The sequence below is a fragment of the Plantactinospora soyae genome (assembly GCF_014874095.1).
GTDB classification, from domain to species: domain Bacteria; phylum Actinomycetota; class Actinomycetes; order Mycobacteriales; family Micromonosporaceae; genus Plantactinospora; species Plantactinospora soyae.
In genome coordinates this window covers 2301658-2316562 of sequence record NZ_JADBEB010000001.1, presented here as the reverse complement: position 1 = coordinate 2316562, position 14905 = coordinate 2301658, and the positions used below count along the sequence as shown (strand labels likewise).

Annotated in this window: 11 protein-coding genes, 1 tRNA gene and 1 other RNA gene; 1 reads left to right on the top strand and 12 read right to left on the bottom strand. The window is 67.5% G+C overall.

The genetic code is table 11. The annotated features are described in order from the left end of the window. Window positions 1-71 precede the first annotated feature (71 nt). The 11 genes from H4W31_RS10345 to ffs form a co-directional block, all read right to left on the bottom strand. Window positions 72-1202, bottom strand: coding sequence for an ABC transporter ATP-binding protein (locus tag H4W31_RS10345; protein WP_192766456.1), 1131 nt, complete (start codon window positions 1200-1202; stop codon window positions 72-74). Beyond that, a complete protein-coding gene (locus tag H4W31_RS10340) occupies window positions 1199-2365 on the bottom strand; it encodes an ABC transporter ATP-binding protein (RefSeq protein ID WP_192766455.1) in 1167 nt (388 codons plus the stop codon). Before H4W31_RS10340 ends, H4W31_RS10345 begins: the two co-directional genes overlap by 4 nt. Before the next feature lie 6 nt (window positions 2366-2371). Beyond that, the gene (locus H4W31_RS10335; RefSeq protein WP_404825701.1) at window positions 2372-3343 is read right to left on the bottom strand and encodes an ABC transporter permease; all 972 of its coding nucleotides are present in this window, start codon (window positions 3341-3343) and stop codon (window positions 2372-2374) included. A gap of 114 nt (window positions 3344-3457) precedes the next feature. Next, window positions 3458-4462: an ABC transporter permease gene (locus H4W31_RS10330; protein ID WP_192766453.1), complete on the bottom strand. Its 1005-nt coding sequence runs from the start codon at window positions 4460-4462 to the stop codon at window positions 3458-3460. Between the two features lie 115 nt (window positions 4463-4577). Continuing rightward, window positions 4578-6242 (bottom strand): ABC transporter substrate-binding protein, encoded by a 1665-nt coding sequence (locus H4W31_RS10325; RefSeq protein WP_192766452.1) that lies wholly within the window; start codon window positions 6240-6242, stop codon window positions 4578-4580. Between the two features lie 327 nt (window positions 6243-6569). Next, entirely contained in the window at window positions 6570-7163 is a 594-nt protein-coding gene (recR, locus tag H4W31_RS10320; RefSeq protein ID WP_192766451.1) for a recombination mediator RecR, read from the bottom strand. A gap of 8 nt (window positions 7164-7171) precedes the next feature. Beyond that, window positions 7172-7480, bottom strand: coding sequence for a YbaB/EbfC family nucleoid-associated protein (locus H4W31_RS10315; protein ID WP_225946393.1), 309 nt, complete (start codon window positions 7478-7480; stop codon window positions 7172-7174). A gap of 116 nt (window positions 7481-7596) precedes the next feature. Beyond that, window positions 7597-8019 (bottom strand): RDD family protein, encoded by a 423-nt coding sequence (locus tag H4W31_RS10310; protein WP_192766449.1) that lies wholly within the window; start codon window positions 8017-8019, stop codon window positions 7597-7599. Continuing rightward, the gene (locus H4W31_RS10305; protein ID WP_318783127.1) at window positions 8016-8462 is read right to left on the bottom strand and encodes a DUF2752 domain-containing protein; all 447 of its coding nucleotides are present in this window, start codon (window positions 8460-8462) and stop codon (window positions 8016-8018) included. The genes H4W31_RS10310 and H4W31_RS10305 overlap by 4 nt, the downstream gene beginning before the upstream one ends. Before the next feature lie 333 nt (window positions 8463-8795). Further along, entirely contained in the window at window positions 8796-11375 is a 2580-nt protein-coding gene (locus tag H4W31_RS10300; protein WP_192766448.1) for a DNA polymerase III subunit gamma and tau, read from the bottom strand. Window positions 11376-11600: 225 nt separating this feature from the next. Beyond that, window positions 11601-11695: signal recognition particle sRNA small type (gene ffs / locus H4W31_RS10295), an RNA gene on the bottom strand. 83 nt (window positions 11696-11778) lie between these two features. On the opposite strand from ffs, the gene H4W31_RS10290 reads away from it, so the two are divergent. Continuing rightward, window positions 11779-11863 (top strand) — tRNA-Ser (locus H4W31_RS10290). A 1124-nt stretch (window positions 11864-12987) separates the two neighbouring features. Here H4W31_RS10290 and H4W31_RS44175 read toward each other — a convergent pair. After that, window positions 12988-14397, bottom strand: coding sequence for a pentapeptide repeat-containing protein (locus H4W31_RS44175; protein ID WP_192766447.1), 1410 nt, complete (start codon window positions 14395-14397; stop codon window positions 12988-12990). Window positions 14398-14905: the final 508 nt, after the last annotated feature.

Here is a 14905-nt window from a genome sequence, read left to right as displayed (position 1 = left end):
GTCCGACGGCAGGTTGCCCGGCGGGTGGTGACCCGCCGGGCGACCCGGCCGCCGTTACGGAGCAGGAGCCCTCAGACGAACGAGCCGGGTTCGGTCGGCGCGGAGACCACCCCGGGCGTCTCGCCCTCGTCCTCAGGCCGGGTGATCTGCGCCGTCACCTTGTGCGGGCGCAGTTCGCCGCTGGCGATCGGCTCGGCCCAGTGGCAGGCGACCCGGCTCTCGCCGATCTGACGCAGCACCGGCCGCTCCTCGGCGCACCGGGTCGGCTGCGCCCAGGGGCACCGGGTGTGGAACCGGCAGCCGGTCGGCGGGTTGGCCGGGGAGGGCAGGTCACCGGCGAGCAGGATCCGTTCCCGCCGGTCCTCGACCTCGGGGTCCGGCACCGGTACGGCGGACATCAACGCCCGGGTGTACGGATGCAGCGGCTCCCGGTAGAGCCGGTCACCGGGCGCCTCCTCCACCAGCGCACCCAGGTACATCACGCCGATCGTGTCGGAGATGTGCCGCACCACCGCCAGGTCGTGCGCGATCACCAGGTAGGTCAGCCCGAGCTCGGTCTGTAGCTCGTCGAGCAGGTTGACCACCTGGGCCTGGATCGAGACGTCCAGGGCGGAGACCGGCTCGTCGGCCACGATCAGGTCGGGACCGAGCACCAGCGCGCGGGCGATGCCGATGCGCTGGCGCTGGCCGCCGGAGAACTCGTGCGGATAGCGGGACAGCGCCCACTTGGGCAGCCCGACCGCGTCCAGCGTCTTGGTGATGATCTCTCGTCGAGCGTTCCGGTCGGCGCCGATGCCGTGCGCCTGGAGGCCCTCCACCAGGATTGATTCGACGTTCTGCCGGGGGTCCAGGCTGGACATCGGGTCCTGGAAGATCATCTGCATCCGGCGACGCATCGCGCGCATCTTGTTCGGCGGCAGTTTGGTCAGTTCGACCCCGTCGAAGTTCACCTGGCCCGAGGTCGGCGGGGTCAACTGGAGTAGCGCCCGGCCGAGCGTCGACTTGCCGCATCCGGACTCGCCCACCAGCCCGTACGTCTTGCCGCGCGGGATGCTCAGGTCGACCCCGTCCACCGCCTTGACGTGCCCGACGACCCGGTCGAAGATCACCCCTCGGCTGATCGGGAAGTGCACCTTCAGGTCGCGGACCTCGACCAGGTTCTCGCCGCGCTCGCTCGGAGCGGACACGTTGCCGTCGGTCATGCCGACCCCTCCTCGCGCGGCGCGGGCACCGACGATCGCTTCTCCTCGGCCGCCGGCCCGGAAGCCGATTCCGGACCGGCCTCCGCCACCGGATCGGCGTCTGCCACCGGACTGGCCTCTGCCACCGGATCGGGAACCGAGTCCGGCTCGGCGACGGCTGCCGGTTCGGCGTCCGCTGGTGCCGATCCGGGCGGCGGGACCGGGTTGACGCACCGGTAGGTGCGGTCGGTGTGAGTCAGCACGAGCTGCGGAGGCTCGCCGACGCACGCCTCCACCTGACGATCGCAGCGGGGCGCGAACGCGCACCCGTCCGCCCAGGGCAGCACGTCGCGGACCGAGCCGGGGATCGGGGACAGCTTGTCACCACGCCCCGCGTCCAGGCGCGGGATCGAGCCGAGCAGACCCACCGTGTACGGGTGCCGAGGCTCGGCAAAGAGCGGACGGCGGCGAGCCGTCTCCACCACCCGGCCGGCGTAGAGCACGTTGACCGTGTCGCACATCCCGGCGACCACACCCAGATCGTGAGTGATCATGACGAGGGCGGTACCGGAGTCGCGTACCAGGTCCTTGAGCAGTTCCAGGATCTGGGCCTGGATGGTCACGTCGAGCGCCGTGGTGGGTTCGTCGGCGATCAGCAGTCGGGGCTGGCAGGCCACCGCGATGGCGATCAGCGCCCGCTGGCGCATCCCGCCGGAGAGCTGGTGCGGATACTCCTTCAGCCGGCGGACCGGGTCCGGGATGCCGACCCGCTCCAGCAGGTCGGCGGCCTCTTTACGGGCCGCTTCCCCGCGGAGTCCACGGTGCCGGGACAGCACCTCGGTCACCTGCCGGCCGATCGGGATCACCGGGTTCAGTGAGGAGAGCGGATCCTGGAAGATCATGGCGACGTCGCGACCCCGGATGTCCCGCATCGCCCGCCGGTCGACCCGGAGCAGATCGGTTCCGTCGAAGTCGGCCTTACCCTCCACCGTGATACCGGGTTGCCGGGGCAGCAGCCCCATCAGGGCCAACGAGGTCACGCTCTTGCCGCAGCCGGACTCGCCGACCAGGCCGACGACCTCGCCCGCGTCCACCGAGAACGAGACGCCGTCGACCGCGCGCACCGTACGCTTCCCGCGCTGGCGGAACGTTACGGAGAGATCCTCCACATCAAGCAGTGCCATGACAGATCACTTCCGCAGCTTCGGGTCGAGGGCCTCACGCATCGCCTCACCGAGCAGGGTGAAGCCCAGCGCGGTGATGATGATCGCCACCGCCGGATAGATCGCCAGCGCCGGACGGATGCCCAGGTACGGCTGCGCGTCGGCGAGCATCACGCCCCACTCCGGCACCGCCGAGTCGGGGTTGCCCAGCCCGAGGAAGGAGAGCGCGGCCGCCTCGATGATCGCGGTGGCCAGGGTGAGCGTCGCCTGCACGATGACCGGCGCGAGGGAGTTCGGCAGCACGTGGCTCAGCGCGATCTTGGATCGGCGTACCCCGAGCGAGGTCGCGGCGAGCACGTAGTCGGTGTTCGACTGGGCGATCATCGAGCCGCGCAGCAGCCGGGCGAAGACCGGTACCGAGACCACACCGACCGCGATCATCACCGTGGTCAGGCTCGCACCGAGCAGGGCGGCGATGCTGACCGCGAGCAGCAGGCTGGGCAGCGCCAGCAGCATGTCGACGATCCGCATCAGGCCGGTGTCGAGCCAGCGTCCCCAGCGCCCGCCGAGTCCGGCTGCGGCACCGGCGATCCCGCCGACCAGGGCGCCGATCGCGAGACCGATCAGCGTCGACACCACACCGACCAGCAGGGTCTGCCGGGCTCCGACGACCAGTCGGCTGAACTCGTCCCGACCCTGGTGGTCGAAGCCGAGCCAGTGGTCGGCCGAGGAGCCCGGGATGATGCCCTGTCCCGACTTGACCAGACCCTCCCGGATGCCGATCGTGTCGGTCGGGCCGTACGGCACGAACAGCGGGCCGACGACCGCGACCAGCACGAACAGCCCGAGTACGACGGAGCCGACGATGGCCGCCGGGTTACGCCGCAACCGCCGGAACGCCTCCTGCCAGAGGCTGACCCCGCGCTCCTCGTCCCGGGCGGCGGAGAGTTCGCCGAGCCGGTCCAGCTTCTCGGCCTTCTTCCGGGCCCGTTCGGTGATCGTCACCTGCGCCACCATCCGTTCGCGACTGCGGGGCTCGCAAGCTCACTCCTCGCGCTCACCTGCGCCACCATCCGTTCGCGACTGCGGGGCTCGCAAGCTCACTCCTCGCGCTCACCGGACCCTCACCCTCGGGTCGATCAGGCTGTACGAGAGGTCGACCAACAGGTTCACCAGCACGAAGAGCACCGCAATGATCATGATGAAGCCCATCAGCACCGGATAGTCACGTTGACTGATCGAGTCAGCGATGAACGCCCCGATGCCGCTGAACGCGAAGACGGTCTCGGTCAGCACCGCACCGGAGAGCAGACCGCCGGTGAGCAGACCGATCGTGGTGGCCACCGGCAGCATCGCGTTACGCAGCACGTGCCGCTGTCGTACGACGCGTTCGGTGAGTCCCTTCGCCTCGGCGGTCCGGACGAAGTCCTCGCCGAGCACTTCGAGCACGCTGGCCCGGGTGATCCGGACGATGATCGCCAACGGAATGCTGGCCAGCGCGATGCCGGGTAGCACCAGATGCCAGATCGCATCGGCTGCGGCGTCCCACTCGCGGGTCATCAGCCCGTCCAGGACGAAGAAGTTGGTGATCCGGGTGGCTTCGAGGGTCGGGTCCTGCCGGCCGCTCGACGGGAACAGGTGCAGGTTCTCCGCGAAGATCGCCTTGAGGACGTACGCCAGGAAGAAGACCGGGATGCAGACACCGATCAGCGATCCGGCGACCGAGACGTGGTCGAGGAGCTTGCCCCGGCGACGGGCGGCGAGGTAGCCGAGCGGGATGCCCACCGCGATCGCAATGATCAGCGCGGTGACCGCCAGCTCGACGGTGCCCGGGAAGCGTTGCAGGAACTCGGTGGTCACCTCGCGCTTGGTCGCGATCGAGCTGCCCAGATCGAGTCGGAGCATCCGGCGCATGAACCGGCCGTACTGCACCAGGATCGGCTCGTCCAGGCCGAGGTTCTGCCGGATCGCGGCGCGCATCTCCGGGGTACCGCGCTCACCCAGGATCGCGGTCTCCGGGCCACCGGGAAGCCGGTGCAGCCAGATGAACAACAGGATGGAGAGCCCGAACAGCGCGGGTATCAGCTGTAGCAGGCGTCTGACGATGAACCGGAACACGGCGGCCTCTGGCGGGGGTGCGGAGGGGCGCACGGGCGGACGCTTGCTGACCTCCGGCCGGTGGTCTACCGGCCAGGGTCAGCGCGCGTCCGCCCGCGGTCCCTTTTCCGTTATCTCAGGACTTGAACTCGGCGGTAGCGAACCGCTCGTCGGTGAGCGGGCTCGCCTTCACCCCGGTCACGTCCTTACCGAACACGATCGCCGGCGGCGAGTGCGAGATCGGCACACCCGGCAGGAACTTCATGACCTCGGCGTTGAGCTGCTTGTACAGCTCGAACCGGGCCGCGGAGTCCGCAGTGCTGTCGGCCTGCTTGAACAGGGCGAACAGCGCGGGGTTGTTGAAGCCCCACTCTGCCTTCTGCCGGTCGAACATGGTGCCGATGAAGTTGTAGGCGTCGCCGTAGTCACCGGTCCAGCCCAGGAAGTGCAGGTCGTGCGCGCTACCCGAGCTGGTGGCGTTCAGGTAGTCCGGGGTCCACTTCAGCGGAATCCCCTGCACCTTGATGCCGACAGCCTGGAGGTCGGTCGAGAGCAGCTCGAAGATGTCCTTCGGGTTCGGCATGTACGGCCGGGTGACCTCGGTCGGGTAGTGGAACCGCAGGGTCAGGTTCGTCGCACCGGCCTCGGCCAGCAGCTGCTTGGCCTTCTCCACGTTGTAGTCGTACGTGGGGACCGAGGAGTTCCAGCCCTCCACCGTGTCCGGCATGAACTGGGTGGCCACCTTGGCGCCCGGGGGCAGCTTGGAGTCGACCAGCGCCTGCCGGTTCAGCGCGTACGCGATCGCCTGCCGGACCTTGATGTCGGCGAGCTTCGGGTTCCCCTTCTGGTTCATCGCCAGGTAGAGGATGTTGAACGCCGGGCGGGTGAGCATGTTGAAGCCCTCGCCCTTCAACGGCTCGACGTCGGCCGGGCCAACCAGGTCGTACCCCTGGATGTCGCCGGACCGCAGCGCCTGCTTGCGGGCGTTCTCGTCCGAGATCGTCTTGAAGATCAGGGTCTTCAGCTTGGCCTTCGGGCCGGTGGTGTAGTCCTCGTTGCGCTCCAGGGTCAGCGTCTTGTTCGCGACGTCCCAGGACTTGAACTTGAACGGCCCGGTGCCGGTCGGGTGCTCCATCGCGTACGACGGGTACTGGACGTTGTCCGCGCTGCCGCCGATGGCGCTGGCCTTGAACTCGTCCAGCGCCTTCGGGCTGTGGATGGAGAACGACGGGAGCATCAGCGCGGCCGGAACCTTGCTGGAGACCCGGGTGAAGGCGAGGTCGACCGTGGTCGCGTCCTTCGCGGCGCAGGACTTGAAGAGGCTCTCCGGCAGGTCTTCGCGCTCGTTCTTGGCGAAGCCACCCATCACGTCCTGCCAGTACGGCGTGACGTCCGGGCTCTGCATCAGGCCGGTGGCGTTGTACCAGCGGTTGAAGTTGACGCAGACCGCCTCGGCGTTGAAGTCGGTACCGTCGTGGAACTTCACGCCCGAGCGCAGCTTGAAGGTCCAGACCGTGCCGGTCGAGTCGGGGGTCCAGCTCTCGGCCAGGCCCGGCGTGATCTTGGTGCCGCCCTCTTCGGGGCGGACCAGGGTCTCGAAGACCTGTCGGGCGACCCGCAGCGACTCACCGTCACTGGCGAGGCTCGGGTCGAGCACCTTCGGGTCACCGGCGACGCCGAATACCAGGGTGTCCTTCTGGCTCTCGCCCGAATCGCCGCGGTCGCTCTCGGCACAGCCGGCTACCGCGAGGGCCGCGACCGCGACGGCCGCGATGGCGACCTTCGGTCTTGGTGCACGCATGGTGCTTCACCTCGTCCTGTGGATACGACAAACGCGGTGACGGGGGCCACCGATGGCGAGACCTTAGCCGCCGGGCGGACCGGGCGGAAACGGGCCGCGAACGGGTTGGTACCGGATCGTGTCTTTACCGTCATGGCACCCACGACGGAGCGTCGCGCATGGTCAACAATCGGATCATTTGTCCAGATCAGACTATGCGAAGTTGTTACATGACCCGTCGGTTTGATCAGCACCGATGTCAGACCCGGATGACCACCGCTGGGAGGTTCCGTCAGCCCGCCGACGGCACGGTTCGTCAGCCGTCGACGGGGATGGCGTCGGGTGCGGTCAGACGGCCCGGCGGCCCTCGAAGGCGCGGCCCAGGGTGATCTCGTCGGCGTACTCCAGATCGCCGCCGACCGGCAGGCCACTGGCCAGCCGGGTCACCGCGATGCCCATCGGCTTGACCATCAGGGCCAGGTAGGTGGCGGTCGCCTCACCCTCGGTGTTCGGATCCGTGGCGAGGATCAGCTCGCGGACCGCACCGGTACCGAGCCGGACCAGCAGTTCCCGAATCCGCAGGTTGTCCGGGCCGATGCCCTCCAGCGGATTGATGGCGCCGCCGAGCACGTGGTAGCGGCCCCGGAACTCCCCGGTCCGCTCGACCGCGACGACGTCCTTGGGCTCCTCGACCACGCAGAGCACCTCGTCGGTACGGCGCTGGTCGCGGCAAATCCGGCACTGCTCGGACTCCGCGACGTTGTAACAGGTGGTGCAGAACCGGACCAGTTCCTTCACCCGGCGCAGCGCGGTCGCGAGCCGGGTGACGTCGGTCGGGTCGGCAGAGAGAACATGGAAGGCGATCCGCTGGGCGCTCTTCGGGCCAACCCCCGGCAGCCGCCCCAACTCATCGATCAGATCCTGGATGGCACCCTCGTACACGGGGTGACTCAGAGACCGGGCAGGCCGAGGCCGCCCATGCCGCCGGTGACCGGGCCCATCTTCTCCTCGGTCAGCTTCCGCACCTCGTCGTGTGCGTTGTGTACGGCCGCCAGCACAAGATCTTCGAGGGTCTCGACATCCTCCGGGTCGACCGCCTTCGGGTCGATCTTGATCGCCTTGACCTCACCGGCACCGGAGATGGTCACCGTCACGAGCCCACCACCGGCGGTGCCGGTCAGCTCCGCCTCGGCCAGCTCCGCCTGCGCGGTGGCGATCTGCTGCTGCATCTTCTGCGCCTGCTTCATCATCTGCTGCAGGTTGGGCTGTCCACCCGGGCGCACGGCGACTCCTCGATTACGGAAACTGGTCAGTGCCAGCCTAGTCCGGCCGGCCCCGGGCGGCTCGACTGCCCGTGACCGGCCGGCGGGTCGAATCAGGCGGAGACGACGACGGTCTTCATGATCTTGTCAGCGATGGTCTGCTTCTTGGCGTCCCAGAGCGGGAAGAGGTAGCCGATGTAGCAGATGATGCCGTCGACGAAGTGCGCGAGCTCCCGCACGAACGCCTTCCCCATGCCGATCGGCTGGCCGCCGGCCTCGTCGATCAGTGAGATGCCGAGGGCCTTCTTGCCCCAGCTCTGGCCGGTCTTCCCGGTCAGGTACCAGCGGTTGTAGGCGCTGACCAGGAGCCCGAGCAGCAGAAAGACGTAGTAGAGCGGACCCGGGCCGGAGACCTGGCCGGTCTCCGCGTCCGTGCCCATCCCGCTGAAGACGAAGGCGAGGATGCTGAACGGGAGGACGACCAGCCCGTCGATGAGGGCGGCGCCGACCCGGCTGCCCCAGTGGGCGTAGTTCAAGGGGTGCTCCTTAGAAGGATGGTGCTGACTGAAGGGGGATCCGGCTCGGTCACCCCGAGCCGGTGTAACTGGACCAACCAGCTCGCCAGGGCGAGCAGGCCAACACCCCATCCCGTACGCCGCCGGGCCCGGACCGACCAGGCGACCGGTGGCGGTATCGCACCGAGCACCCGCAGCCCGAACAACCCGGTCCCGACGACGGTGACCGTGGCCAGCGCCACGATCAGCGGATTCGCCGCAGCCGCACCGACGAGATCGCCCCGAACCAGGGCGATCGCCGCCGTGGTCAGACCACAGCCGGGGCACGGCACCCCGGTCAAAGCGCGCAGCGGGCACGGCACGGACAGACCGGTCGTGTCGGTCACCGAGGGCCAGAGCGTCGCCGCCACGGCCACGCCCAGACCGAACATCCCGAGCCGCTCGGGCACCGAGAGTTCGCGCACGCCGCACTCTCACAGTTCAGAAGGATGGGCGACCGACATTAGATGATGATCGATCGATGCACCGTCCCATTTACGGGCGGGTGCTGAAAGCTGACAGATAGTTTCCTGTGAACGTTTGACCATCCGGCCGCCGCCGGGCCGGTCGGTCGGCGTCGGCCGTACGCCTCGGTCGCCTGCCCGTTGAGCGACCAGTCGACGCCGTTGAGCGACCGGCCGACACCGAAGAGCGACCGATGGACGCCGTTGAGCGACCGGTCAACAGCTCACCGGCCGCAAAGGCGCACCGACAACTCCGCCCGTGACCCTCCAAATCGGACGGGCCGGGCGGGGCCGCTACTTGACGTCCACCTCGCCGATGCGCTCGGCGCCCAGGGCCTGCTGGAGCAACTGCACCGCCTGCTGCTCGCTGCTCTGCCGGGCGGTGCGTTCGTCGACCACCTCGTCGAGCGGCTCGTCACCCGGATCGAAACCCTCATAGCTGGCGACGGAGGCTGGGGGTGGGCCGTCGTACTCGGGATCGTAGGGCGGCTCGCCGGCCCACTCCCGGTCCGCCGTCCGGTCCGTGGTGGCCGCGGGACGAGGCCCACGGCCGGCCGCCGCCGCCCGCGCCGCCGCGAGGCCGGACCCGACCGCGGCACCCCCACCCGGTCCGCCACCGGTACGGCCACCGCCGGCCCCACCGGCACCGTTTCCGGACTTCCCGGCCGGGCCACCACTCGTACCGCCGTTGCTTCCGCCCCCGCCATTGCTCGCGCTCGGGCCCACACCGCCGTTGTTTGCGGCGGAGTGACCGCCACCGGTGGCCGGGCCAGCGTTGCCCGTCAGGTGTGCGGAGGCGGGCGCGCCGCCCGGCGTACCCGATGGGTTGGGGGTCGCGCCGGCACCGCCCAACGGGGTCGGCTCCGGCCAGTCGTCGTCGTCCGATGCCGTCGGTGCGACACCACCCGGTCGGGCCGGTTCAGGCCAGTCGTCGTCTCCGCCGGATGGCGTACCACCCGCGTTCGCGCCACCGCCCGAGCTTTCCCGGCCTCCCGCCATTCCCTGGGCGGCGGCGGAGGCCGCCGAGCCGGAAGCGCCGCCGGACCGGGCCGGTGCGCCGTTCGGGGCCGGTGCGGCGTTCGGGGCCGGTCGGGGCGACGCGGACGGCCCTGTGGTGGGCCCACGGGTTTCGCCGGCCACCTCGCAGCGGATCTGCCAGCGCCCGCCGAACTCCTCGTAGAGGGCGTCGGTGAGCACGTTGGAGGCGTTGGACAACATCTGCGCGAGCACCGACGACTTCACGGTCAGCACCAGGGTGTCGCCGTCGAGGTCCCGCACCACCGCGTCCCGCATCAGGGCGGCGATCCGCTTGTGGGTCCGGTTGACCATGCCGACCACGTCGCCCCAGACCCGACGTACCGCGGCGGCGTCCAACTCGCCCGCCGGTTCCGTACCGGCCGGCATCGGGTCCGGGGTGGCCGGATCGGGCATCACCGCTTCCGGGGACACCAGCTGCCGAGCCGGCTGAGGCGGGGCCGGTGGGTCCACCGCCGCCGCGTCCGGCGCCGGGCCCGGCGCGGGTCCAGCAGTCGCGCGTACGTCCGCTCCGGCCGACGGGGCCGGCGCGGTGCTCGACGGGCCACTTCCCGTACCCGATGAACCGCTCGCGGCTGCCGGTGGTGCCGGCGGTGTCGGTGCCCGACCGGGACTGCTCGCCGGGGCGGGGGCTGGGGCTGGGGTCGAGATCGGGGCAGGGGCCGCCGGCTCGCCGGAGAGGGTCAGCCGGCGCTCCATGCGTTCGAGCCGCTGCAACAGGCTGCCGGTGGAGTCCTCGGCGCCGGGCAGCAGCATCCGGGCACAGATCAGCTCCAGCAGCAGCCGTGGGGCGGTCGTACCCCGCATCTCGACCAGCCCGTTGTGCACGATGTCGGCACAGCGGGACAGTGTCGCCGGGCCGAGCCGTTCGGCCTGGGCCGCCATCCGTTCGATCTGGTCGGCCGGGCCGTCGATCAGCCCCTTGGCCGCCGCGTCGGGCACCTGTTGAATGATGATCAGGTCCCGCAGCCGTTCCAGCAGGTCAGAGGCGAACCGGCGCGGATCGTGCCCGGCCTCGGCGACCCGGTCGACGGTGGCGTACGCGGCAGCACCGTCACCGGCCGCAAGCGCGTCGCACATCTCGTCGATCAGGGCCGCGTCGGTCACGCCGAGCAGGGCGACCGCGCGGGCGTAGCTGACCCCCTCGGGGCCGGCCCCGGCGATAAGTTGATCGAGTACCGAGAGCGAGTCCCGGGCGCTGCCGCCACCGGCCCGGACGACCAGCGGGAAGACCGCCGGCTCGATCTTGGCGCCCTCGGCCGAGGCGAGCTGCTCCAGGTACGGCCGCAGCACCCCGGGCGGGATCAGCCGGAACGGGTAGTGGTGGGTCCGGGACTTGATCGTGCCGAGGACCTTCTCCGGCTCGGTGGTGGCGAAGATGAACTTGACGTACTCCGGCGGTTCTTCGACCAGCTTGAGCAGGGCGTTGAAGCCCTGCGTCGAGACCATGTGCGCCTCGTCGATGACGTAGATCTTGAACCGGCTGCTGGCCGGCGCGAAGAAGGCCCGTTCGCGCAGTTCACGGGCGTCGTCCACGCCACCGTGGCTGGCCGCGTCGATCTCGATGACGTCGATCGAGCCGGCCCCGTCGGTGGCCAGACTCTTGCAGGAGCCGCAGACGCCACAGGGCTCCGGTGTCGGCCCCTGCTCACAGTTGAGCGAGCGGGCCAGGATCCGGGCGCTGGAGGTCTTGCCACAGCCCCGAGGACCGGAGAAGAGGTACGCGTGGTTCAGCCGCCCGCTCCGCAGCGCCTGCGACAACGGCTCGGTGACGTGCTCCTGGCCGATCACCTCGGCGAACGTGCGGGGCCGGTACTTGCGGTAGAGCGCCAGTGCCACCCGTCCCGCCTCCTCTCGACCGGGCCATTCTCCACCCGTCGCCACGCTGCCGAGTGCCAGGCTGTCACGCGCGCCCGACGATTTCCACGTCGATCATGCGAGGCTCGAACCCGCTCGGGTACTCCGGGTCGATCATGGGAAGGGCGGCTGACGACCGACGGGTACGCTCGCCCGGCTCAGCCGACTCCGGCCGGCCAGGGAAGGTTCCGGTGCTGGTCAGGGAAGAACAAGGCCCCCCGTGCACCCGCCAGAGCTCGCTTATCCTTGCTGCCTTCCGGCCCTGGGGAGGTTCACGAGATGGGCGCCGCACGGGGGGTGCTGAGAAGTCTACCCGGTGGGCTGACCGATCTTCAGGGGGACCGCCGGGGTAGGCCACCGGTCCCGAGCCTGTATCCTGTCCGACGGAGGATTCGCCTAGAGGCCTAGGGCGCACGCTTGGAAAGCGTGTTGGGTTTACACCCTCACGAGTTCGAATCTCGTATCCTCCGCTCGCCTGAGCAGCAGAAACGCCCGGCAGATCCTAACGGACCTGCCGGGCGTTGGTCTTGCGGTCTCAGTTGTGGTCGCAGTTGGCTGGTACGGGCGCCCCCCCGCCTGGCCGTCGTCAGGGTCCGTGTCGGTCCCCTGCTCAGCCTGGTCGTCCGTCGCCTGCTTCCAGATGGGCCCACCGACCCGGTTGGCGATGTCCGACCGGATGGAGTCGGTGACGTGCTGGTACCGGGCGGCCATCCCGGTCGTCGCCCAGCCCATGCGATTCAGCGCAGGAAACGAGAGTCCTGCGGGCACCCTGAGGTCATGTAGCCGACGAAGGATGCCACCTAGCTCTATGGTCGTTCCGTACTCGGCGACATCGGAAGCGGATTCCCATAGGGAGATTACCCGGCCCTGGGCAACGATCGGTTGTGATACGTCCAGTGCGCGAATACCCGGCACATGTTCAGTGCTAAGCCAGCGAGAGACGGTTACTTCCCGTTCGGCGCTGGTAAATCTGTCCACTGACCGACCAACCCTGGCGATGACTGGATCGCGGCGTAGTCGGAAACCGCATTTTTGCCGAGACGGATCAATTCAGCGTCAACGGGATCGAGGTTGATTGAGCTACAGGCTTCGGTAAGAGCTGCACGAGCATTGTCGTGGTCGAGGGGTGCAAGTATGGCGTCCGCAGTCCCTTACCTTCCCGAGAAGCACTCGGACGCTGGGTCTCGGTCGCTGCTGTTCTCTGACACCGGTCGGCCACCGACACCAGGCCGAGGGCGACCAGAGTGCCACTCGTTGATCCGGGCTGGTCGCCACATGTGGGTACGGCCGACGGTCATGTCGGGTGCTGGCACCTGGCCACGTTGCCGGTAGGAGCTGACAGTGCCGATCCGAAGACCAAGGTAGGCGGCAACGTCTGAGGTGGTCCACCACTCTGCATCGGGATCTGGGGGCGTCTGCGTCACTATGACATCCTCCCTGATCGTCGGGGTAGCTCCCAACAGTGCGACCCTCAGACAGTCACTCCGAGTGTAGAGACTGCCGGTTGAACCGCCAGCGCCCGTACGAGTCGTTACGGTCCGGGCCGCAGAGCGGGTCGGGCGGCAGACGGATGGTACTGACGCTGGATACCCTGTCAACGGGTCGAACTGGTTGTCGTCGTGTCATCGCCTGAATCAAAGTTGTTGTTGACCTCTTCTGAATATTCCTTCTCTCGCGACTCCGAGAGAACATGGAAATCGCTGCCCTTCTTTTTGGTCAGGGTCCAACCGCGAGGAAACTCCTGCACTCGATCTGTTCTGCGCCGTACCGTGCAATAAAAGAAGGCGTTGTCCTCGAAGGTAAATCCTTGGGGAAAGTGGCAGTTGCCAAGCCGAACAACATCGTCGAAGTGCGTATTTTGGAAGGCGACGTATCCGTAGATGTGCGCGTTGTCAAAGATTGCGAAGTTGTTGAATAGGGCATAGCTAAACCGCACGTCTTCATAGAAGGCCGAGTCACTGAAGGTAGTAAAGCCAAGAAAGTCGGCGCCAGAAAAAGAGGCCCCTAGTCTGAAGTCCACTCTCCTGAAATCCGTATATCCATGGAAGACAACCCCGGCAAAGTTCGCCGACTTCATAGTGCAATCGATTAACCTCCAGTTGACCAGAGTGGCCCCAGATAGATCCAACGAAAGTTCTCCCCAGTAGCTTTCGGAAGCCCGACTGAGGTGTTTCTGAAGGGCATCTTGGGCCGTCGATCGGACCAGAAGTTCCTCATGGGCGTTCCTTCGTTGATCGGAACTTGAAGCATTTGGGACTTCTGTCCCTACTGAAAGATTCTCACGCTTTCGCTGATGTGGGGGTACCCTATCGGTCAGTGGATCGATGATTGACGGCGGCGAGAATGGCATTCGTAGGTATGCGCACAGTACATTGACTATTGTCTGACGCTGGTTCTCGTTGTTCTGCGCAACGCGTTCCAGTGCGTAGATAGCACCAAGACGTACTGCCGCATCAGTAGAGCCAAGATGCTCGACGGCCTTCATATAGAGTTCGATCTCTCGGCGTTCGGCAGCGTCGGTTTCGCTGTGTGCCTGAGTGCGTAAGGCAAGTTGGTGTGCTTCTTCTGATAGGCGTTGTCGACGGACAGCCAGCAAGAGAGCCGCGACCGCGCCGCCGCTCGCAACTACGCCAATTCCATACTTGATGGCGTCCAGCCTAAGTTTTGCGCGATCGGCGGGCGGAGCCGCTTCCGCTACCAAAAGCAATATCCCCAGCACGACCAGCCCGACTGCGGCGACAATCGCCGTCACTGCGGCGATGGAGCGGTCCGACAACCATCTCGCACCTTGCCCTGAATACTCGACTCGCCTTCTTTGACGAGCTCCGCCTACCACCGCGACGGATGCAGCGATTACGGCGAAAGTGAAGGCTACATACCGCCACTGCCGAACCGTCGACTCCCAGATCTCCGACAGTTTCGTCGCATCCCACGGTATCGCCACAAGGCATGCGATCAGACTGAATAGACCTGCTCCTATGTAGATTCTTTGGCCTTTAGTCACGCCACCCATGGTAGGGATCCTGCGCAAGGCTTCGCATAGGGCGAATAGGGGACTCTTTGATGGCCTCTACTTGAGGGTGCCCCCCTCACTTGCCGGCAACCATCGACCTCGTTGACGTCGCTCTCGACGGCGGTCCGCGCCGTGAATCCATCGCGTTCGACGGACCAGCCCGGACCGAGATCGCGCCGGACCCATGCCACCCACTCGCCCCGTGATTGGGTCAGCACCGGTCTCGGTTGTGGTCTCATTCGTCGTCGTACAGGGACGTACTAGTAGGGCCGGACGGGCAGCCAAACGCTGGTCACGGACGCCGACGATCCTTGACGTACGGCCGGACGCAGACTTGGAAAGCGTTGGGTTTACACCCTCACGAGTTCGAATCTCGTATCCTCCGCAGTGATCGACTAGTGCAAAGGCGTAGGTCAGGACCGGCTTTCGGGCCGGTCCTGATGATGTTTAAGGGGCCGCATAGGGGAAGGCTCCCTCACTCCTCCTCCGGGTGGAGCAG